The organism is Solirubrum puertoriconensis (assembly GCF_001483135.1).
In the GTDB taxonomy this organism is placed as follows: Bacteria; Bacteroidota; Bacteroidia; order Cytophagales; family Hymenobacteraceae; genus Solirubrum; species Solirubrum puertoriconensis.
The window spans coordinates 484,611-505,377 of record NZ_LNAL01000007.1 but is presented as its reverse complement, the minus strand read 5'-3'; the positions used below and the strand labels follow the sequence as shown (position 1 = coordinate 505,377).

The window sequence follows — 20,767 nt, the reverse complement described above, 5'->3', positions numbered from 1 at the left end:
AGGCCGGGGCGTTGCGTTTGTGCTTAGTAGCTCGCGGAGGGCTACTCAATCCACTTGAACTTGTATTCGAGCTTCGGTACGGGCATGCGGTCGGCTACGCGGCGCAAACGGGCCGGCAGGGCCATAATGTAGTCGCGGGCTTTTTCGGCTTGGCCGTTCAGGCCCGTAACCTGGTCGATTTTCCAGGTGTTGATCAGGCCCTCCAGAATGTCGGTGTAATCTTGGCTGGTGTACACACCTAGGCGTTGGGCGGCATCGGTAAAGTGGCCGAAGGTTTTACCCATTTCCACGCCCAGCTCGCGCATGTAGTGCGCAGGCATTACAATCTTCTTGCGCATCATGTCTTCGAAGGCCAGCATCATTTCCGACGGGTCTACTTCGAAGATCTTCTCTACAAAGGTTTGATACACGCGGGCATGGCGGGATTCATCGCCGGCAATCATACCGCAGAGCTTGGAGAGGGCCCCGTCGCCGGCTTTGCGAGCCAAGGTGCCCACGCGGCGGTGCGAAAGGTTGGTAGCGGCCTCCTGGTACGAAGTGTATACAAAGGCACGGTACGGATCGTGCGCGGTGCCTAGGTCGAAACCATCGGCAATTAGGTACTGGGTGCTGATTTCGAACTCGCGCATGTTTACGCGGCCGCACAGGTAGAGGTAGCGGTTGAGCAGGTCGCCGTGGCGGTTTTCCTCGGCCGTCCAGCCCCGAATCCACTGAGCCCAACCGTTGTTGGGGTCGCGGTTGAGGTTATCGAGCTGATGAAACCAAGCCTCGTAGTTGGGCAGCGCTTCTTCGGTTATGGTGTCGCCGATAAGTACGGCCAACAGGTCGTAGCTCAGCTCCTTGGCCCGCTCGCGCAGGGCCTTCACTTCGTCGAAAAAGTTGTCGAGGCGCGAATCGGGCAGGAAGTCGGAAGGCTGCCAGCTGTCTTCAACTTTCTTGAGGAAAGTACCAATGTTCTCACGCAGGAATACTTCTAAGTGCTGAAGTACTTCTCCGCGCGATGTCATGGAGGCAATCATGTACGATGGGGAAAAGAGGTGATGAGGGTAGTTAGGAGCAGTTGGGGAAAGCTCAAAAGTAGGCAATCGGCAGCAGCTTGTTGCCAAAGCCTCCTACTTGCTTCCTGCATACGTACAAAAGCCGTTTATGGCTGAACCTCTGGTTCGGATACTGTGCGGGCAGTTGGCCACTCGGCTCGCACCCAATTATACAAATACGCTCGCCAGAACGGAGCCACCTCCGCTCCTTGCGGCAGGTACAAAACGGCATCGGGGCGCATGCTTAGCCGCCGCAGCGCCTCGGCTTGGCTGCTGGTGCCGGTGAGGTGCTGGCGCAGGCGGGCCTGCGAGGGGTCGAGCGTATTCCAACCCACCACCAACAGCCACGGGGTACCTGAACTATTTACGTATTGCCTGAAGGGAGAGAGGGATTTAAAAACTTCTTCTAATCCTGCGGCCACCAACACCTTGCCCTGCGCTTGCCGCTGCACGCGTTGGAGCAAGCGGCTATGCTCGGCCTCCTCGGCAGCCAGCACACTACGGCGGTGCAGCACTTTGTAGCCGTACAGGCCGCCCACAATCACCGCCAAGCCCAACAGCATGCGCCGCGGCCCTAGGTAGCGGAGTTGATGCATGTCTTGAGGAGCTTGCAGCACAACGGCCACGTTGGCAACGGTGAGCAAAGTGAGCAACGGGCCCGCCAGCCTGGGTGGCAGTTTGAGCACCACGCCCAAGCCAAGCAACAACAGCCCTGCCCCCAATAGGTACAGCAACCATGGCCAGCGTTTGGCCCGCGGCAAGCACCACCAGCCCCATAGTCCAAGTAGTGCATTGAGCAGCAGCAACTGGAAATAATCACGAGCGAGTTGGCTTGCCACTGCTTTTAGCTTCGTGGCCGCTGTGTAAGGAAAGAACTTGGAATTGGGTTGAAATGCCCGCTCAAACAGTGCCTCGTTCACGAGAGTTGAGTCGCCGAGCACCCATTGCTGCACGGCCCGCACGCCTAGGTCATCGGCAGGGTTGTTGGGTTTTGAGACGTACAGCTGGTAATCGTTGACGTTTGATTTAAGTACATCGAGTTGACGATAGCGCTTGGTTTGCTCGGTGCGGTTAAGTTGCAGGGCAAGCCCGCCAACCAAGGCAATGCATGCTGCCGCGGCAACCGCCCGCCAGCCCCGCTGCCACCCAGCCAGCCAAGCAGCAACCGGCGCCACTACGGCCAAAGCAAGCACTGCCGCGCTCGGCCTTATGGCCCATGCCGCTGCAAACGCCAAACTGGCCAGCAGCAATACCCTGCCTTGGTATTTGCGCCCGGCTTGGCGCTGAGCCGCTGCCAGTACGGCTGCGCCGCCCAGCAGCAACGGCACGCGCACGTAGTTAAACCACATGAAGTGCTCGAGGCCCGCCATCAGCAGAAATAACGCAAGGCAAGCCGTGCGAGCACGGCCGCCTAGGTACGGCCGCAGCAAGGCATCGAGCACTGCCGCCAACAGCACCAAGGCCAGGTAAAGCAGCGCGTACAGCACCAGGCCATACCACGGCACCATGGGCCATTGCTGGTAAAGCGTAGCCAGCAACCAAGCCCACCCGTGGAAATACAGGTGTAAGTTGGTGACGGGCGCAGCTGCCGTGCGCCCCCGTAGCAACAGCGTGATGACGAAGTCGTCGTTGGTTTCGTAGTAGCTGCCCAGGCCCACAGTCACGAGCAACAGCAAGGCCAGGGGCAGCCCCCAAATGCGCAGCCAATTTGCTCGAGCTTCGTGATTCATGCCGCGCAAGGTACAGCCTGCAACTCATCCTTAGCGGCGGCGTGGGCTGCCGATTTCTGCGCAACTTGCCCCGGTGAATGCATTTACCCGCTTGCGCTCCTGGTTACCTACCCTCACGCTGGGGTTTGTGGTACTGTTTACGGTGGCGTATTTCATTTTGAGCCACGAAGGCCTGTACGCCCTCGACGACTACTTCTACTCGCGCTACGCCCACCAGCTGCTGCACGGCAACTTTCACCTAGGGCCTGATCCGCAGGGCTTGCTGCACGACCCGCTGCACGAGCGGTGGCTGATTTTCGGGCCCGTGGCGCTCTGCTACGCGTTGTTTGGCGTGAATATTTGGAGCACAACATTGTGGCCATTGCTGGCTACGCTACTGTGCTCGGTGCTGATTTGGGCTCACTACCGCCACCGCCAGCCATTAGTAGCCTGCGGCGCCATGCTGCTACTGGGACTGCACTACTTTGCGCTCAACCTCACCAACTACCTCTACCCCGATAACATCAACATGCTGGCCTGCTTTGCGGCCGCTTCGGCCCTGTTGGCGGGTAGGCAGATGGGCCGCAACGAACTGCGTTGGGGTGCTGGTTTTGCGCTGCTCAACTTTGCTGCCCTGCTCTGCAAAGAAACCGTGGTGTACTACGCGCCTTTTTACCTAAGCCTGCTAACGCTCGATGTGGTGCGGCGCCAACATGGTGAGTTTTGGCTTGCGGCTTTTGCAATTGGTGCCGTGGTGCTTATTACCTACTTGGGCTTCTATCAGGTGCAAACCAACGACGCGCTTTACCGCGTGCATCTGATAGAAAACACCAACGAATTTTTGAAGGAGGGCAACTACTTGCTAGGCAACCGCGCTGCGCTGCTCTCCCGCCTTACCCTAGGCCCTGTGCAGTTTTTGGTAGGCACGGGGCTGGGCTTGGCGGTGCTGCTGGCTGTGGGCGCGGCCTTTGCTCCTGCCCAAGCCACGGGCCGCGACGACCGGCGCTTCTGGTTAGCGCTTGCTTTCAGCACCCTGGCGTTTTATTGGTTTGGCAGCACTTCCGTGTCGCAGTACAACCCCATTACGCTGCAGCCGCGTATGGCCACGCCGCTGCTACCACCGCTGTGCCTAGCAGCGGGCTACGGCCTCTCGGACTTGCTGCGCACCGGCCGGCGGGCAATGCTCTACGCCCTGTTGCTACTCGCTTGTGCTGCCTACGACCGCGGCAGCGCGGCCATTCTGTACGTTGGTTGGGCAGTGGTGATGGCCGCGTTGTGGGCCGCGCCGCGTCTGCGACGCTTGCAAGCCGGCGGCCCGGCTTACGTGAGCCTGGGTTTGGTGGGCATTGCCTTCGTGCTGGCATTGCGCCCGGCGCATTTCATGCGCAAGCCCAGCGTATCGGGGCACTTTCCACAGAACCGGATCATCCGGCAGCACCTTGCCGGGCAGCAACTAGGAGTAGTATTCATCGACGACTACCTGATCGGCAACTACGATTTTTACTACGGCTACGAGGTACCTCGTGGGTTGCAGTACCGCCGCTACTGGGCTCGCGACTCGGTACAGTTGCGGGCGGCTCCGCAGGCCTGGCTGCTGCTCAACCGCGCTACCCTCAGCAACCCCGAGCTCACGCGCAAGCTGCTTCGCTACTCTGCCGATAGTGTGCTGAGTTGGTACCCAAAACGACAGCTAATTGCGCAGGATGGCCCAGTGGAGCTGTACCAAATTCAGCAGCAATAATTAGCTAAAGCAATTAGACGACAACTGAAATAACAAGCTAATAACCAAAGGACATATCCTAACCATGGACAACTATTGCTTGAGCATATAACTCAGTACCCCTACAGCATAATCGAGGGGTGTAGCTTGGTTGGTTTGCCTGAGGAGCCGAAATAAATGGCGGGCTTCGTGGCCGTTGCGGAAGCGCACGGCTTGGCGAAGTTCCCACCGCAAGCGGGTAGCTAAGGCGGCCAACTCAGGCGGGGTGCGGCACATGGTTAGTGCCTTTTCGCACACCCGAATGGTAGACGCTACGTAAGGGTCGCCGGGGCGGTAAGCTTTGCGCGACATCGACTGCGGGTGCAGGCGTTTTTGGGTTAGTACTTCATCCTGAAAACCGAAGTGCCAGTTGCGTGAGGCGCGCACCCACAGGTCGAAGTCTTCGTAAGCCAGCGACTCGTCGTAACCCCCCAGCTCGTCGAGCATGGTGCGCCGAAACATCATGGTAGGCGTGCTGATGAAGTAGCGCCGTAGCACCTCCGCAAAAACGTCGCCGGAGGCAGGTAGCGGGTGCACGGGGCGCCCGGCCTCGTCGCGGCGGAAATGGTACCGCACGTGCTGGCCTTGTTCGTCAATCAGCTCACAGTCGTGGTAGGCCACCCCGCACCTAGGGCCTTGCGCCTGCATAAAGGCAACCTGCCGCGCCACTCGTTCGGGCAGCAGTACGTCATCAGTCGCAAAATCGATGACGAAAGCGCCTTGGCTTTGGCGAAGTGCTTGGTTGAAAGCCTGGCAGTTGCCCACATTGCTGGGCAGCAGCAGCAAGTGCCACTGCGGATATTGCGTGGCGTACTGGCGTAAGATTTTCTGGCTGCCATCGGAGCTAGCGTCATCCACGAGCCACACCTCGAGGTATGGATACGTTTGGGCAGCTATTGAATTAAGGGCAGCGGCCAGGAAACGCGCGTGGTTATGGCATAAGGCCACAATGGTAACCAGCGGTTCGGCCACAGCGTGAGCGGTTGGGGTATCGGGCACAAGCATTTAGCGGCGAAAATACCTTCTGAAGTATATCAGGCAGAACAGCAGCACCACCCCAAACCGTAACGCATGGGCCAAGGGGGCGCCGTATAGCTCCCATTGCGGCAGCAGCAGCACTAGTGCTCCGGCATATACCGCTGCCGAGGCGCACTGCACCAGCACATACCTAATGGCCTGGGCCTGCGCCAGCAGCAGGTAAAGCAGCGTCCAGGCCAGCAGTTTGGCCCAGTCGCCGAGCAGCTGCGGGGCCAGTAGCTCGCGGGCGGCAGCAAACCGGGCATCGAATAACAAGGGTAGCAGCCAATCGCGCAACAACCACAGCAGCCCAAAGCCCAGCGCCAACACAAGCGCCAGCAACGCAAATACGCTCCGTACAAATGCGCGCTGCTCGGCAGGCTGCCCGGCCAAAGCCGCAACCCTAGGGTAAAATACCGCCCCCATCACGGCCGAAAACACCATGGTGTAGTTGTCGGAGAGTTTGGCTACGGCTTGCCACAACCCTGTTTGTGCGAGGCTAAAACGGGCAATAAGCAAGTCGCGCACGGCAAAGTCGAGGGCTTTGCTGCATAGCAACACGCTCAGCGCCATTAGTAAGTACTTGCCTAGCTCTTGCACCGCTACCCGGCTGATGCGCAACCTAGGGTGCCGGGGCAGCAGTTGGTAACGAAAGCAGAGCCAAGCTGTTGGTACCACCGTAAGGCCCTGCGCCAGCAAATACGCCAGCAGCACCCATACTACGGGCCATTTCGCCCACAAAGCCAGGGCCACTGCACTTGGTCCCAGTACGCTGAGCGTTACCGTAAGCCAAATGTAAGCTTTTAGGCGATGGGCGGCCAGCAACACCGCCGCCAAGTAAGCATGCGCAGTAAGCAGCGTAATGCCAACTACCAAGCCAGCAACCCACGGCCACGTAGGCTCAAAAGCTTGTAGCAGGGCCCCCCGCAGCAGCGGCAACGCCACAAAACCGATCAGTAGCACCAGTAGGTTAAGCCCCACTCCGGCACCAAACCAAGCCCGCCAGGCACCGGTACCAGCACGTTTCGGCGCTAGGTACTTCACAATGCCTACGTGCACACCGTCGTTGGGTAAGGTGGTGAGCAGGGCCATTAGGTTTTGGAAGTGCGCCAGCAACGCTAGCCCGCCCGGCCCGCCGTACACGGCCAGCAGCTTATTGAGCACCAACGCCCCGCCGGCTCGCGCCACCACCGAAATGCCCGAGCCAATGGAACCCCGCACAAACCGGGCTATGCCGCTGGGTGGCACGGGCAGGCTGGTGGCGGTAGTTTCGTCTTCGGCGGCGGGTAAGCTCATGCAGTAGCAGTACGGAGGCGCAAAGTACTACCCTAGGCGGGTACACTGCACCACTGCCCGCAGGCAAGCCGCTAAGCCCTCGTTACAGTGGGCGCTCCAGCGTAAGTTTCAGGCTGAACACGCCACCTAGGTGGCGCTTAAACCGCAGCAACGATTCGTTGTGGCCTGTGGGCAGTGTGGAGGTGCCCAAATCCAGCAAGCGCAAGCCGCTGGCCTGGGCAAACGCGTGCAAACCGGCATTTAGCAGCACCACGGGGCTGAACGAGTTGTATTGCAGCGGGCTAGCCGGAAAAAAGTTGTAGAGCACGCCCCGGCCCGCCAGCACGGCCACGGTTAGGGCTACCCACTCGCCCGCGGCATCGCGCACCGAAAACAGCAGGTACTCGCGCGGAAACCGCCGGAACAAGTCCATCAGCTGCTCCTGCGTAAGCGAAAGGGTTTGTCCCTTTTCTTCACGGCAGCGCCTCAGAAACTCGTAAGCCAGCGGCAACAGCAAGGGCGGCTCCTGCTCTACCCGAAAGCCGTGGCGCAGGCACTTGTGTAGCCGCCGCCGCTCCGAGGGGTGCAGGCGCGCATCATAGGCATGCTCCAATGGCAAGTAGCTGTCGATTTCGGCCAAGCTGATGGTGTGCCCGGTACGTTGCAAGGCCGCTACCAGCGGCCCCATGGTGCGGGGCTCGTAGGCAAAAGGAGCCAAGCGCTGCACCAGCCGCTGGGCGCCCCGCGCGGCCAACCCTAGGTGCACTTGCGTAAGCCACTCATCGAGCACGCCGGCGGGCACATCGGGGCGCAACAGCTGCGGGCCTCCAAACGGTGCTTGCCACGGGCTGCGCGCTTCGGCATTGGGGGCGATGAGCACCGGCCACCAGCCAACAGTTTGCCCTAGGTGCAAATCTTCGAGCAGCACCAGTAGGCGTTGGCCAGGCACATTGGCGTGGGCCAGTTGGTCGGGCTGCAGGTACAAGTACAGCTCCTCGGCCAGCGGGTAGGCAGGCGTAAACTCGTGCTGCCAGCGGAGTTGGTAGCGCCCGTGGCCGCTCTGCAACGCGCACACTTCGCCAGCAACGGCAGCGGCAGACACGTCGGAAGAAGGCAAATGAGTCACGCGGGCAAAACTGTAAGGCTGCGAAGGTAACGTAAAAAACGCCCGTAAGTGGTTGCCAGCCCCTGTGGCCCTAGGTCGATAAGTCAGACTTGCCGGCATCGGGCAGCACATTTATGGCCGCCGCTGCGTAGCATTACGCCAAGGATGGCCCCTGGGCCCTTAGCTTACCGCTTGTATGTCTGATTTGAATGCGGGCAATCCGCAACCTGCTACTTCCACTCCCCCTACTGCTGCATCGGCTGCGCCAACGGTTGCCGACGACGATGAGGACGACGACAAAATGCGCTCGACCAGCGTTTCGGACCGCGACGCCACCCGGCAGGCACACAGCCAAGGCGTTGGCGCGCGTCCGGGCACGCTCATCATCCCCGACGATGCCCTGCCGCCCAAGCTGTTTCTGTTTAGCTACGATGCCAACGGCTTTGACGAATGCGAATGCTCGAGCTACGACGAACTGATGCAGCGCTTTCGGGGGCAGCCCGAACGCCGTCATTGGATTGATGTACGCGGCTACGGCGACGTGGAGCTGATGCGGCGCTTCATGCAGGATTTTGGGTTGCACCCCCTGCAGATGGAAGACGTGCTAGGCGACTACCAACGCGCCAAGGTGGAGCTAAACGATGACGGGCAGCTGTTCCTGGTATCGCGCATGACGGAGTTTACCTCCCAGCTCGAGATTGACGACGATCAGCTAAGCTTGTTTACGGGAAGTAATTACGTGCTTTCGTTTCAGGACGACTACGAGGACTGCCTCGACACTGTGCGCCAGCGCATTCGCTCGGGTTACAGCCAAATCAAGCAACGCCCACCCCTCTACCTCGCCTACGCCCTCACCGATGTGGTGCTCGACCACTACTACCCCACCATGGCGGCCATTGGCGACTACATTGAGGAGCTAGAAAACGTGATTTTGCGCGGCCGCCCCAACAAGCGCCTGCTTGCCCGCATTCTGCAGATTAAAAAGGACATCGTGCGCTTCCGCCGCCTGGTTTACCCCGAGCGCGAAAAGATTGCCGAACTGCTGCGCATGCCCGATGAGGTGGTGTCGGAAGAAATGAAGGTTTTTTTCCGCGACTGTTACGACCACGCCATCCAAGCCCTCGACCTCACGGAAAGCTACCGCGAATCGGTATCGAGCCTGATCGACCTGTACATGTCGGACCAGAGCAACCGCATGAACGAGGTAATGAAGGTGCTCACCATCATCAGCAGCATCTTTATTCCGCTGAGCTTTGTGGTGGGCTTGTACGGCATGAACTTCCAGCGCGAGAACCCGCAAGGCGGCATCAACCCACTAAATATGCCCGAGCTGTACCACCCCCTGGGTTACCCTGTTTTGCTGGGCGTGCTGCTGGTTATTGTAACGGGGCAGCTCGTTTATTTCTATAAGAAAGGTTGGCTAACAAACTGACAAATAAGCAGCTATAATTTAGAATCCTGATCAACTTCAAGCACCGCCGATACCTGCCTTAGGCGCTCCTCCAAGCTTCCCGTAAGCAAAGTGTAAGGAATATTCAGCATGCCCAACTGCATAAGTACGGCAGCCTGATGAAAGCCCTGGGCAGCGGCCGGAGCGCGGGTACCATCCTGCTCGAACGGGAAATCGGGCGCGCACACAAAGGTGTGCTGGTAACGCGTACGGCACTCCTGAGCCAAGGCGTGCAGCTCGGTTTCGGCGCGGCCGTAGTAGGCGTACGAATAGAAGAGCGTGGTAACGGCGTTGGTGTCGACGAACAGCCAGTGGCGGGCCTTCGCTAGGGCCTCGTCCTCCAGCTCGCGGTGCCTATGCGCAATGCGCAGCAAATCGGGGTAGGCCAATTGGCCCTGTTGTGCTTCCCACAAAGTGCGGCCGTACTCGGGCACCCAGCTGGTACCATACTGCCGACCTAGGGCTGCTGCAAGCGTTGATTTGCCGGTGCTTTCGGCCCCGAGCAGTACCGCGCGCTGCACGTACTCGGGCGAGGTAAAGTGCGCTTGCACCACCGGGTGCAGCCAGTTAGCCAGCCCGTACACATCGGCCCGCACCTGGGTGCCCGAGATGGGCACCCGCAGGCGCTTGGCATCAACCAGCACGTGCTCGGCGCCTAGGTGCTCGGCAAAGCCCGGGCCGTAGGCTTCGCTGGTGAATACCACGTCAATGGAAATGCCTGAGTCTAACAGCTGTTGGCGCACAAACTCGCGGTGCGCGTAATCGGGGGCTGAGTTAGGCGGCAGGTTATCGAGCTCCGGCAAGAAGCTACGAACCCGGAGCGGCGTACGGCCGATGGCTGGGCCCTGGGGTTGGGCGTAAATGAGCTCTATCCAACGGGCACGCACCGGGGCGGGCATGCTTTTCGGGTCGGGGTTGGAGTACACCCACACGTGTAGCTCGTCGCAGTGCGCGGCGGCGGCCTCCAGCAGGTACTGGTGCCCGCGATGAAAAGGTGCAAACTTACCTACAACCAGCCCCCGGCGCATGTGCTATGCTTTTAGGTCAGTTCATGCGTAGGGCGGTGCGGCGCAGCTCGTTGCCCACTATGCGGTAGAGCTGGTAAATACCAACGCTGGCATCGTACGTGAGGCCCACATTGGCGGCATTGCTATCGAAGGGCTGCCCGCCTACCAGTTTGTACTGGGTGTCATAAATATAAGCCTTGCCAGGGCCGCTTTCGGAAAGCACCAGAACGCGTCGGCCTTCCTCGAAACTAAAGACCTGGCAGCTCTTTGGGGCTGAGGTAACAAAGCGCTTCTCTACCAGGCGCTGGCCGTTGGCGTCGAACACTGTTACGCGGCCCATGCCATCATCGCGCAGCACCACAAAGCGCGTTTTATCCTGATCGGGTATTACTTGGAAGGTACTGGTGCGGCTCCAGGTAGTAAGGCGGCGGCGCTGGGTAATCTCGCCGCTAAGATTGAAGCTGATTAGCTCGCCGTGTTGGTTGACAAGCGTAATGCGCGTGCGCCGCAAGGTGGGGCCGCTTTCCACAAAGCCAGCCGTGTGCAGGCGTGCCCCCAGGCTGATCGGGAAGCCGGGCAAGGTATTGCCTTCGAGGTCGTAGGCGAAAATATAGCCGTTTTCGAGCGGAGCTACCACCACCACGCGCCCCCCTACCCGTAGCAATTGCGGGGCGGCTGCCAGGGCAAAATCGAGCCGCTTGGGCTGCCAAGCCGCAGGGGCATTGCCGCGGGTATTAAAGAGAAATAAGTTGGCGTAGCGGTCGGCGGCCAGCAGGTATGTGGGTTGCCCTTCGGCGGCGGGCAAACTGCTAAGCCCGGCCAACTGCACGGTATCGGGTAGGTTGAAGGGGAAAAGCGCCGCCGATTGACCTCGCTCGTCGAGCAGGTGCAAACGGTTGGGCGTAGCAAACAGCAGCCCTGGGCGCGGGCCAAACGCGCTTGGCAGCAAACCCGGCGGGGTCACCAGTGGGGCGCCAAGCGAGTCGGACCAGGCAACCGTGTTATCGGGGGTGATATAGTGCAGGGCGCCGTTGCGGTCTTGCACCACGGTAGCCGGCGAGCGGGTGCCCGTGGTTGGTACCAGCACCGGCCCTAGGTCGGTAAGGCCGGCCTCGAAGCTCAGGCTACTGGTGCTGCCATCCTTTGATTGCGGCGAGGCTATAGCCGGGCCTACGGGCGGGTGGCGCAGCACCAACTGCGTGTAGTACTGCCCGTTATCGGCAGGGGCAAACTGCAGCGCCACTTGCGGGAAGCGCTTGAACAGGGTTTCGTTGCGGAGTAGGCCAGCGCGGCGCTCCTCCACCAGGGCCCGCAGCAGCAGGTTCCAGGTGTTGCGCGTATCAAGCAGCAAGCTAAGGCGGGCCAGCGGGGTATTTTCCTGCAGCAAAGCCACTTGCGAAGGCGAGCGGCTCCAGACCTGGTCGGCGGCTACGTCGGCCAAGTACGTGCGCAGCGCAGCCGCATCTTCCGACAGCACCAGGTAGTCGCCCACCATCGCAGTAGCACCCGTACCAGCACCAGGTGCGCCAGCCCCGATCATCGGCCCTAGGAGCCGCTGCGCTAATTGCGGCATGGGCGCTTGGTGCAGCTGGTACTGCCCTACCCGCTCAAAGCTGGGGCTAGTGCCAGTGCGCCGCCGTAGCAAGCCCAGCCACTGGGCGGTGCGGGCAGCGTTGCGGCTGCGCACCAGCACCAACCGGCCGGGCGTAACGCGGGCCGAGGGTGTAGCCAGGTAGAATAGGGCGGCTTCCGCGTCGAGGGTAGCGGTGGTGCTATCTACCAGCGCAGCAGCCAACGTATCGGCGTTGGCACGCGCCCTTGCGGTGCGCAAGGCTTGCGGCGTGGCGGCCATGTGCAGCAACACGGCCGTGCGGTTGCTTAGCACATCGGCCATGCGCAAACGCCCCGCTGGCTGGGTACGGAGCTGCTGGTGCAAGGAGCCTGCCGCCCGCTCGGGGTTGGAGAAACCGTTGAACAACACGCGGTTGCTCGTCAGCTTCATCTGCAGCATGCCTTTGTCGCAGAGGCTGGCTACGGCCTCAAACTCGGAGCGTAGCTCGGGCCGGAAAAACACTTCCAAAAACGGTGGCAGCTGCCGGTAGTTTACGAGCAGCGTCGCATCCACTCCTTTGATTTTCAGGTAGTCGGTGTCGCCAAACTCGGCGGCCACCGTGGGTTGCTCCGCCTGCTCGGTGCGGCGTACCACGGCCTCAACCAAAGCACCATTGGCACTCATCACCAAGGTGTTGCGGTAGTTAAAATAGGTGATACCCTCGCCGGTGCTGCGCTGCCGAATTTGCGTGAGTTGGGCACCCTCGTAATTGCGTTGGCTTACCTGAAACCGCGCATCGCGACCTAGGCCCTCCACTAGGGTGCGCACCTGCCGGTGCTCCCGCACGCTGCGCACGGGCACCACAAACAGCAAATCGAAACTCCGTGGCCCCGTTACGTGCACTGAAGTAAGCACCGTTTTGGAGCCCAGAAAGCCGAGCACCGAATTGCGTGTGCCGCCGAGGCTATCGAGCAAGGCAACGTGCTCCTCTACCTGCTGAAAGTAGCTGAGCGTGGCCAGGTTGTCCCAGAGCTGCGTTTCCTTGAGGTGGCGCACCAGTGTGCGGTGGTCGTGCGTGGCGGTTACCAGCACGGCATCCTCGGGTACAAGCGCCCACAAGTCGACGGGAGTACTGGCTACGGCGCGGCGGTAGTACACGTACGATGCCAACGCCGACAGCAGCAATAATCCCGAAAACAATACCAGTAGGCGTTGCGACATGCAGTAACAATCAGGAACAACGGCGGCAAAGGTAGGTATTCGGGGCACGGTAGCCGAAAGTTGAGCGTAGCCCATGTAGCCGCTACGCCTGCGGCATACCTTTGCAGGAATACACTACCGCCTCCCCTACCCGTTGACTATGCGTTGGAATGTTACGCCCAATTATTTGCTGCGTTTTACCCTAAGCAGGCTGTTGGTGCTGATGATCGGCCTAGGACTTGCGTTGCCCGCCGCCGCTCAACGCTTTTCTAATCCTCTGTCAGCGGTCAAGCCAGCGTTGCAACGCAAGCTGATTAAGGAAGAATACGCCGAGGCCCTGCCCGAGCTAAATCGGTTGCTGCAAACCGATAGCCTAAACCCCAACTATTTGTATTTGCGAGCCGAGTGCCGAATGTTCTTCAAGGAACACGAGGCAGCCCTGCTCGACTACAACAAGGCCGAGCGTTTCGCCCCAAACGACGGGCTGCTGCTGGCCTCGCGCGGGGCGGCTTACATGCAGTTGAGGCGCTTTCCCGAAGCCCTAACCGATTTAAACCAGGCTGCCACCACGCATCCGAGGCAGCCGCTTGTCTTTCTATGCCGCGGGGTGTGCCGGCTGTACACCAACGACCTGCCCGGTGCATTGCTCGACTTAAACAAAGCCGTTGAATTTGGCCCCAACGAGGATGAAGTTTGGACGTACCGCTGCATTGTGCAGATGGTTGCTGGCCGGTACACCGAGGCCAAGTTCAGCAGCGCCGAGCAAATTCGGCGCCATCCCAAAGACCCATACGGCTATGCCAACCGGGCCCTGTTGCAGCTGATTGCCAACAACACCACCCAAGCGAAACAGGATGCGGAACAGGCGCTTAAGCTCAAGCCAGCCGACGAGCAACTGCAGCTGATTAGCGCCTTTGTAGCCGAAAAGAGCGGCAAGCAGGCGCAAGCGCAGCAACGCTACGACGAGCTGGCCGCTAAAGCAACCAGCAAAGGTTGGCTGTACCTCGAGCGCGGCGACTTACACATGCAAACCGGCAACATTGCCGGTGCTACTGCCGATTGGCAGCGCGCCGCCGACCTAGGCAATACTGAAGCGGCCGAGCGCATCAGCGCCGGCTTTCAGGCTCCGCTTGCCAAATAGTTAATTGGCGCTGGGCGTAACCTAGGAGCAAGCAACGCAAGGTTTTGTACCCAAACCTCTATATTCCTGCCCCATTTCTACCTTCCTCCATTTGCATGAGCGAACAACAAGGCCACTTTCAACGGGCCATCGGGCTGTTTGACGCCATTATGATTGTAACCGGCAGCATGATCGGCTCCGGTATTTTTATCGTCTCGGCCGACATTGGCCGGCAGGTAGGCTCGAGCGGCTGGCTGCTGGTGGTGTGGCTGCTTACAGGCGTCATCACGTTGGCCGGGGCCGTGAGCTACGGCGAGCTGGCCTCCATGTTCCCGAAAGTAGGCGGGCAATATGTGTATCTGAAGGAGGCGTACAGCAAGCTCATCGCGTTTTTGTATGGCTGGTCGCTGTTTCTGGTAATCCAAACCGGGGTAATTGCCGCGGTAGCCGTGGCGTTTGCCAAGTTCACGGGGGTGCTGGTGCCGTGGTTTAGCGTGAAGAACGTATTGTTCAGCGCCGGGCCGATGTCGCTGCCCTTCATCGGCGAGTACACGTTCGAGTTCAGCAGTGTGCAGCTGCTCGCCATTCTGCTGATTGTGGGCATTACGGCCATCAACGCCCGTGGCGTGCGCGCAGGCAAGCTCATCCAAAACGTGCTGGGCAGCACCAAGCTGGTGGCGCTGGCGCTGCTTATCCTGGGTGGCCTTACCCTCGGGCTCAATGCCGAAGCCGTGCAAGCCAACTTCTCAAACATGTGGCAGTCGCTAAGCTTCCCGCCCCCCGGCGAGAGTTGGTTGCCCAAGTCGCTCACGACGGGTGGGCTGGTAGTGGCCATTGGCATGGCCATGACGGGCTCTCTGTTCTCGTCTGATTCCTGGAACAACATCGGTTTTGCCGGCGAAGAAATTAAAAACCCCGAGCGTACGCTGGTACGCAGCATGGCCATCGGCACGGCTATCGTAACGGCGCTGTACATCCTCTCCAACGTGGTGTACCTGCTGGTGCTGCCCCTAGGTGGCTCGCCCGACGCTACTACCATTGCCGGCCGCGGCATTATGTACGCCACCGACGACCGCGTAGCCACCGCCGTAGCCGAGCACGTGCTTGGGCCGTCGGGCGCGGTAGTGTTGGCCGTGCTGATTATGCTCAGCACGTTTGGCGCCAACAATGGCATCATTCTCTCGGGGGCCCGCGCCTACTTTGCCATGGCCAAGGATGGCCTTTTCTTCCCGGGACTGGCCCGGCTGAACTCGGCTGGCGTACCGGCACGGGCGCTGTGGGCACAGTGTCTGTGGGCCTGCCTATTGTGCCTGAGCGGCTCGTACGGGCAGTTGCTGAACTACGTAATGTTCTCGGTGATTCTGTTCTACGTCATCACCATCGTGGGCATTTTCGTGCTGCGCCGCACGCGCCCCGAGGCGCCGCGCCCCTACCGCGCTTGGGGTTACCCGGTGCTGCCGGCTATTTATGTGCTGCTGGCCAGCATGTTCTGTCTGATTCTGTTGTTTGCCGAGCCCACCGCCGAGTTTTCGCGCCGCGGTCTGCTGTTGGTGGCCCTAGGTGTACCGGTGTATTTCTTCTTTGGGCACCGCTTTGCCAACAATACCGCTGAGAAAACCTCCAAGGAAACTCACGCCTAGGTAGCTGCAGCAAAGCATAAAACGCCACGGCCGCTTTCCCCAGTTGGGGTAAGCGGCCGTGGCGTTTTAATGGGTCCTCGCGGGATTGTTGCCCTAGGTGAGCAAGGCCTCGGGCAGATGATGGCAGCCAGCCGTACCCTATGAAGCCGAACGCCACCCACACGCGGCCAAAACTGGCGTTGCGCGGGCGGCGTGTACCTAGGAGGCTGTTAAAACCTTAGCGCCGACGACGGCCCGCGTTTTCGCTCGGAATCAGCGTAACGTTCATGGGTTGCTCGGAGCGGCTGCGCAACTCTTGGTCTTCGTAGCCACCGTAGCCGTACACCAGCGTATTGTCGCCAGCAGGTACCTCCACGGCGTATTTCCCGTTTTGGTCGGTGCTTACAAACTTGCGGGTACCTTTTACAAACACCGTAGCACCGGCCAAGGGGCGGCCGTTTTCATCGAGCACGCGGCCAGCCAGCGTAATCGTGCGGGGGGCTTCCTCCACAACCGGGGCGGCAGGTTCGGGCGCCGCAACGGGCTCAGGCTCTGCAACCGTAGCAACCTCCGCAACCGCTTGCGAGCTGCTCGCTTCGGGCGCGGCAGTTAGTTTGCCCTTAGCGGTTGGTTTCGGTGGCGTTTTGGGCGTTACGGCTTCGGCCGCGTCGGTAGCCGGAGCTTCTGTTGCAGCTGGGGTCTCGGTAGGCGCATCGGCCTCGCGCGTGCCCACCACGCTGGCACCCATTAGCTCAAACGAGGGCATTTGGCCATTGGCAATCCGCTCGCGGTTTTCGGCTGGCACAAAGGCAATGGCGGCGCCAATCAGCAGCACTACTGCACCAGCAATGATACCAAGCTTGCGGTTGCCCGAATCCAACGAGGATTCCTCGTCGATTTCGCTCTGCTCGTCGGTATTAGTAGGTTCGTAATCAACTTTCATAGGCAGTTGAGCTGTAGGTGGTAAGAAGGATGGGAAATAGAATGCAGAAACCAATGAGATACGAGCAGCACTGTGGTTTGGCCAGCATGTCCTCGTCCTAAATTTATTGCGCAAATACTATTATACCGCAATACTCCTACAAGAATTTCGGCCACAAAAAAGCCCCGCTGCCACAAGGGCACCGGGGCTTGCTATTTAACACGTTCTGAGCGGTTAATCCTGTGCGGGGTTGCTGGGGCCGCTGGGCTCTTTGTCGCCAAACTTTTGCTCGCGGGTGCGCAGGTTGGCTTCGTAGTCGAGCTCGTAGCTGCCCTCCACCTCGTGGCCCGGCCCTTGCTGCTTGCCGGGGTCGGTTTCGTGGTCGTTGCCGCCGTAGGGAGTGGTATCGCTGCCGCCGATGTGCAAGTTTTCGAGCTGGTCCATTTGGCCGGTGCGCTGGCTGTAGCCGTGGGCGCCGGCGTTGCGGTAAGCCGTGGGGTCTTTATCAACGTCGGTGTTGTTGTTGACAACCTGCTCAAAGTCGCGCTCCTGCTCTTGCTGCTCGTCGCGCTTGGGTTGGTCTTTTTGGCGCTTGATGCGCTCGTTTTCGTCGCCTTCGGTGCCCTCGACGTTAAAATTCAATGGATTAGGCATATGGTTTAGCGGTTAGGTTCTGGTAGCTTCTACGCGCTGGCGGCATTCGCGTTGGCTTGCCAAGGCTGGCAGCCCGGCCAAAACCCGCTGCACGTCTTCGCTAACGGCAGCAGCGGAGTATGTTTGCGGCACTGCCTTGCCAAACCAAAGCCGGGCCTTGCGGCTTCTGTTCATGCCGAAGCCCGGCAACACTTTCCGGCTCGAACTTCTCCCCTTCGTTTATGCACCTTGTCATCATCGGCAACGGCATTGCGGGCGTTACTTGCGCCCAAACCGTGCGGCGCCTGCGCCCTGATGCACGCATCACCCTTGTTTCGGCCGAAACCGCCCACCACATTTCGCGCCCGGCCCTGATGTACCTTTACATGGGCCACCTGCGCACCATCGACATCAAGCCTTACGAAGATTGGTATTGGGCTGAAAACCGCCTGGAGCTTGTGCAGGACCGCGCTACGCACGTTGATGTACTGGCCCAACAGGTGCACTTATTGCGGCACCCACCGCTCCGCTACAATTCGCTGCTGCTGGCTACCGGCTCGGGCACCCAGTACTACAACTGGCCCGGCCAGCACTTGAGCGGCGTGCAAGGCTTGGTATCATTGCCGGATGTAGAGCTCATGACCCGCACCACCGCCAAGGTGCGGCAAGCGGTGGTAGTAGGCGGCGGGCTGATTGGCATTGAGCTGGCCGAAATGCTGCGTAGCCGTGGCATTGCCGTAACCATGCTCGTGCGCGACGCCCACTACTGGGGCTCGGTGCTGCCCGCCGAGGAGGCCGCCATGGTGCACAAGCAATTGCAACGCCATGGTGTTGAGGTACTTTATAACACTGAGCTGGCAGAGGTGCTGGGCGACGAGGCCGAACAGGTGCGGGCCGTACGCACCAGCACGGGGGCCGAGCTGCCTTGCCAGTGGGTTGGCATTGCCACTGGGGTGCAGCCCAAAATCGAGCTGGCCCTAGGTGCCGGTTTGGCCACGGAGCGAGGCATTTTGGTAGATGAGCTGCTGCAAACATCGGCCGCCAACGTGTACGCCGCCGGCGACTGCGCGCAGCGCCGCAACCCACCCGCCGGCGAAGCAGCCATTGAGCCGTTGTGGTACACGGGCCGCATGCAGGGCGAAACCGTAGCCCACACCATCTGTGGCCAGCCTACGCCTTATCGCCGCGGACCGTGGTTTAACTCGGCGAAGTTCTTTGCCTTGGAATACCAGGTTTACGGCCGGGTACCGCCCCAACCCGTGCCCGGCGAAGTCAGCTTTTGGTGGCAGCACGCTACGGCTCCTTGCGCCTTGCGGCTGCACTACCGCCTCGATGCTACCCAAACTTTACTTGGCATCAGCAGCATGGGGCTGCGCTTGCGCCACGAGACGTGCGACGCCTGGTTGCGCCAAGGTGTTTCGGTGCGGTACGTGCTCGAGCACCTAGGGCAAGCTAACTTCGACCCCGAATTTTATCCCGAACACGAAGCTGCCATCGTTGCGGCTTACAACGCCCGGCACCCCGAGCAACCGCCACTGCGCCTGCGACGCCGCAAAGGCCTGCTTGCCCGCCTGCTTTCCGTATAACCCATTCATGAGCGACAAACCCGATTACCGCAAGCTGTATCACCCAGCCGCGTTCAACGCGTGGCAGTACATCGCCTTCACGGGGGCAGTGATGAGTGTAGCGGCCCAACTAATTCTGATGCTGATCGACCAGCCTCGCCCCCAAGGTTTTTATTGGCTCTACGTGTGCTGGGCGGTGCTTTTCGTGCTTGGTTCGCTCAGCAACCTCTACGGCAAGCCCGACGACCATCACCATCACTAATCCTTACGGCGCCGCTGGGTAGGTTAGGCTGCAGGTTGCTGTTCCTAGGTGCTAATCATCGGTTGCTCGAGCGGCAGCTGGTGCCATTGCCCATCAGGCTGATGGCAGCTAGCAATCCGGCCTGGTTGCTGGTTCGTACACCGCTTGCTCGGCTTTTTACCACATCACATGCTTCATCTGGCCACCACATCTGCCCAACCGTTGGCTACGCCCGTGCCCGATACCTCGCTGGCCGAGCGCCTGTGGCTGAGCGTTGTTTCGTTGGGTTTGGTGGGGTTGTCGGTAGCTGCCGTGGCCCCAACCTTGCTGCGCGACACTGCTTTCTGGCTTGGGCTGCTGCTGCTGAGTGCCGGCACCCTAGGTTGGAGCTGGCTTAAGTTTGGCCGCGGCCCGGCAGGCGTGCGCCACAACTACTTGTGGCAGCGCGGCAGCACGTCGCGCGGTGTGGTGGCCTGGCTTACCGCTGTTGCCCTCACGGGTTTTTACATTGTGCTTTACTGGTGGCCGCAGTACCTCGAAAACCTGATTCGCCCGCTCGATGGGCTCAGCCAAACGTTGCGCCGCAAGCCCGCCGATCAGTGGTTTCTGTACGGCACTTTCTACACCCTAGCAGTACTGCTGATGGGGGCGCGGGCCTACTTGAAGTACCGCCACTCGCCCTACCACCGGGTGCGTACGCTGTCGGTAGTGTTCTTTCAGCTGGGCTTTGCCTGGCTGCTGCCAGGCTTGCTGCTGGCCCTGCAAAAACCGGAGTTTTATTTCAGCTACTTCTGGCCCCTAAAGTACGACTACTTGTTTCCGGGCACTGTGGAGTACCTCGTGCGCGATGGCCAGGCCCTAGGTGTATTCATGGTGTTTTGGGGCGCCGCAATGGCGCTAGTGGCCACTCCGGTACTCACTTACTTTTTCGGGAAGCGCTGGTACTGCTCGTGGGTGTGCGGCTGTGGCGGCCTTGCCGAAACCGCCGGCGACGCATACCGCCACCTCAGCGACAAACGCCGTGGGGCCTGGCGCTACGAGGTGAGCATTGTGTATACCGTGCTGGGGTTTGTGGTGGTAACGACTGCCTTGCTTTGGCTGAACACCTACCTAGGCGGGACGTTGCTGGGCCGGCTCTCCGATGAGTTTTCGCGCACTTATGGCTTCGTTATCGGCTCGGTGTTCTCGGGAGTGGTGGGGGTAGGCTTTTACCCTATTTTGGGCAACCGCGTGTGGTGCCGTTATGGTTGCCCCATGGCCGCCTACCTAGGGCTGCTGCAAAAGCATTTTTCGCGCTTCCGCATTACCACCAACGGCGGTCAGTGCGTTTCGTGCGGCAACTGCTCCAACGTGTGCGAAATGGGCATCGACGTGAAGCAATACGCCCAACGCGGCGAGCCAATTATCCGGGCGGCTTGCGTGGGTTGCGGCATGTGCGCCACGGCTTGCCCCCGCGGCGTGCTGAACTTGGAGAACGGACCGCGCCAAGGCCGTTACCAAGCATCGCAACTAATCCAAGCCGAGAGCCTGCGAATTCTTTCGTGACATGCTAACCC

The 20,767-nt window shown here is 60.2% G+C and carries 16 protein-coding genes; 7 read left to right on the top strand and 9 right to left on the bottom strand.

All coding sequences use genetic code 11. The annotated features are described in order from the left end of the window. Positions 1-41: 41 nt before the first annotated feature. Complete coding sequence (locus ASU33_RS12635) at positions 42-1,019, bottom strand: acyl-ACP desaturase (RefSeq protein ID WP_059071192.1); 978 nt, start codon at positions 1,017-1,019, stop codon at positions 42-44. Between the two features lie 125 nt (positions 1,020-1,144). Beyond that, on the bottom strand, positions 1,145-2,767 hold the full coding sequence (locus tag ASU33_RS12630) for a hypothetical protein (protein WP_059071191.1): 1,623 nt from the start codon (positions 2,765-2,767) through the stop codon (positions 1,145-1,147). Between the two features lie 73 nt (positions 2,768-2,840). Between ASU33_RS12630 and ASU33_RS12625 the strand changes: the two genes are divergently transcribed. After that, on the top strand, positions 2,841-4,487 hold the full coding sequence (locus ASU33_RS12625) for an ArnT family glycosyltransferase (protein ID WP_059071190.1): 1,647 nt from the start codon (positions 2,841-2,843) through the stop codon (positions 4,485-4,487). Between the two features lie 72 nt (positions 4,488-4,559). Here ASU33_RS12625 and ASU33_RS12620 read toward each other — a convergent pair whose 3' ends face one another. From ASU33_RS12620 to ASU33_RS12610, 3 genes are all read right to left on the bottom strand, one after another. Then, on the bottom strand, positions 4,560-5,477 hold the full coding sequence (locus ASU33_RS12620) for a glycosyltransferase family 2 protein (protein WP_160328189.1): 918 nt from the start codon (positions 5,475-5,477) through the stop codon (positions 4,560-4,562). 33 nt (positions 5,478-5,510) lie between these two features. Then, positions 5,511-6,818: an MATE family efflux transporter gene (locus ASU33_RS12615; protein ID WP_059071188.1), complete on the bottom strand. Its 1,308-nt coding sequence runs from the start codon at positions 6,816-6,818 to the stop codon at positions 5,511-5,513. Positions 6,819-6,900: 82 nt separating this feature from the next. Beyond that, entirely contained in the window at positions 6,901-7,923 is a 1,023-nt protein-coding gene (locus tag ASU33_RS12610; RefSeq protein WP_160328188.1) for a GNAT family N-acetyltransferase, read from the bottom strand. Positions 7,924-8,098: 175 nt separating this feature from the next. On the opposite strand from ASU33_RS12610, the gene corA reads away from it, so the two are divergent. Continuing rightward, complete coding sequence (gene corA / locus ASU33_RS12605; protein WP_078063096.1) at positions 8,099-9,334, top strand: magnesium/cobalt transporter CorA; 1,236 nt, start codon at positions 8,099-8,101, stop codon at positions 9,332-9,334. Between the two features lie 11 nt (positions 9,335-9,345). Here the strand turns inward: corA and ASU33_RS12600 are convergent, their stop codons facing one another. Further along, positions 9,346-10,380 carry an AAA family ATPase gene (locus tag ASU33_RS12600; RefSeq protein ID WP_059071186.1) on the bottom strand — a complete coding sequence of 345 codons (1,035 nt, stop codon included), beginning with the start codon at positions 10,378-10,380 and terminating at the stop codon, positions 9,346-9,348. Between the two features lie 16 nt (positions 10,381-10,396). Then, positions 10,397-13,132: a hypothetical protein gene (locus ASU33_RS12595; RefSeq protein WP_059071185.1), complete on the bottom strand. Its 2,736-nt coding sequence runs from the start codon at positions 13,130-13,132 to the stop codon at positions 10,397-10,399. A 139-nt stretch (positions 13,133-13,271) separates the two neighbouring features. On the opposite strand from ASU33_RS12595, the gene ASU33_RS12590 reads away from it, so the two are divergent. Together ASU33_RS12590 and ASU33_RS12585 are read left to right on the top strand one after the other, a co-directional pair. Beyond that, positions 13,272-14,252, top strand: a complete 981-nt coding sequence (locus ASU33_RS12590; RefSeq protein WP_059071184.1) for a tetratricopeptide repeat protein — start codon at positions 13,272-13,274, stop codon at positions 14,250-14,252. 95 nt (positions 14,253-14,347) lie between these two features. Further along, on the top strand, positions 14,348-15,871 hold the full coding sequence (locus ASU33_RS12585; protein ID WP_059071183.1) for an APC family permease: 1,524 nt from the start codon (positions 14,348-14,350) through the stop codon (positions 15,869-15,871). Positions 15,872-16,088: 217 nt separating this feature from the next. On the opposite strand, the gene ASU33_RS12580 is transcribed toward ASU33_RS12585, so the two are convergent. After that, positions 16,089-16,793 carry a carboxypeptidase-like regulatory domain-containing protein gene (locus tag ASU33_RS12580; protein ID WP_059071182.1) on the bottom strand — a complete coding sequence of 235 codons (705 nt, stop codon included), beginning with the start codon at positions 16,791-16,793 and terminating at the stop codon, positions 16,089-16,091. 213 nt (positions 16,794-17,006) lie between these two features. Further along, positions 17,007-17,426: a hypothetical protein gene (locus ASU33_RS12575; RefSeq protein ID WP_149867198.1), complete on the bottom strand. Its 420-nt coding sequence runs from the start codon at positions 17,424-17,426 to the stop codon at positions 17,007-17,009. Between the two features lie 221 nt (positions 17,427-17,647). Here ASU33_RS12575 and ASU33_RS12570 point away from each other — a divergent pair, with 221 nt between their 5' ends. From ASU33_RS12570 to ASU33_RS12560, 3 genes are all read left to right on the top strand, one after another. After that, positions 17,648-18,991: an NAD(P)/FAD-dependent oxidoreductase gene (locus ASU33_RS12570; protein WP_059071180.1), complete on the top strand. Its 1,344-nt coding sequence runs from the start codon at positions 17,648-17,650 to the stop codon at positions 18,989-18,991. A 7-nt stretch (positions 18,992-18,998) separates the two neighbouring features. Then, positions 18,999-19,232, top strand: a complete 234-nt coding sequence (locus ASU33_RS12565; RefSeq protein WP_059071179.1) for a hypothetical protein — start codon at positions 18,999-19,001, stop codon at positions 19,230-19,232. Between the two features lie 168 nt (positions 19,233-19,400). Further along, entirely contained in the window at positions 19,401-20,756 is a 1,356-nt protein-coding gene (locus ASU33_RS12560; protein WP_059071178.1) for a 4Fe-4S binding protein, read from the top strand. The last annotated feature ends 11 nt before the right edge of the window (positions 20,757-20,767 follow it).

Bases quoted from the DNA above. Each gene is read 5' to 3' on its own strand.
- ASU33_RS12580 (WP_059071182.1), bottom strand. From the start codon at position 16,793: ATGAAAGTTGATTACGAACCTACTAATACCGACGAGCAGAGCGAAATC.
- ASU33_RS12595 (WP_059071185.1), bottom strand. From the start codon at position 13,132: ATGTCGCAACGCCTACTGGTATTGTTTTCGGGATTATTGCTGCTGTCG.
- ASU33_RS12570 (WP_059071180.1), top strand. From the start codon at position 17,648: ATGCACCTTGTCATCATCGGCAACGGCATTGCGGGCGTTACTTGCGCC.
- ASU33_RS12575 (WP_149867198.1), bottom strand. From the start codon at position 17,426: ATGCCTAATCCATTGAATTTTAACGTCGAGGGCACCGAAGGCGACGAA.
- ASU33_RS12600 (WP_059071186.1), bottom strand. From the start codon at position 10,380: ATGCGCCGGGGGCTGGTTGTAGGTAAGTTTGCACCTTTTCATCGCGGG.
- corA (WP_078063096.1), top strand. From the start codon at position 8,099: ATGTCTGATTTGAATGCGGGCAATCCGCAACCTGCTACTTCCACTCCC.
- ASU33_RS12590 (WP_059071184.1), top strand. From the start codon at position 13,272: ATGCGTTGGAATGTTACGCCCAATTATTTGCTGCGTTTTACCCTAAGC.
- ASU33_RS12615 (WP_059071188.1), bottom strand. From the start codon at position 6,818: ATGAGCTTACCCGCCGCCGAAGACGAAACTACCGCCACCAGCCTGCCC.
- ASU33_RS12635 (WP_059071192.1), bottom strand. From the start codon at position 1,019: ATGATTGCCTCCATGACATCGCGCGGAGAAGTACTTCAGCACTTAGAA.
- ASU33_RS12565 (WP_059071179.1), top strand. From the start codon at position 18,999: ATGAGCGACAAACCCGATTACCGCAAGCTGTATCACCCAGCCGCGTTC.
- ASU33_RS12585 (WP_059071183.1), top strand. From the start codon at position 14,348: ATGAGCGAACAACAAGGCCACTTTCAACGGGCCATCGGGCTGTTTGAC.
- ASU33_RS12560 (WP_059071178.1), top strand. From the start codon at position 19,401: ATGCTTCATCTGGCCACCACATCTGCCCAACCGTTGGCTACGCCCGTG.
- ASU33_RS12630 (WP_059071191.1), bottom strand. From the start codon at position 2,767: ATGAATCACGAAGCTCGAGCAAATTGGCTGCGCATTTGGGGGCTGCCC.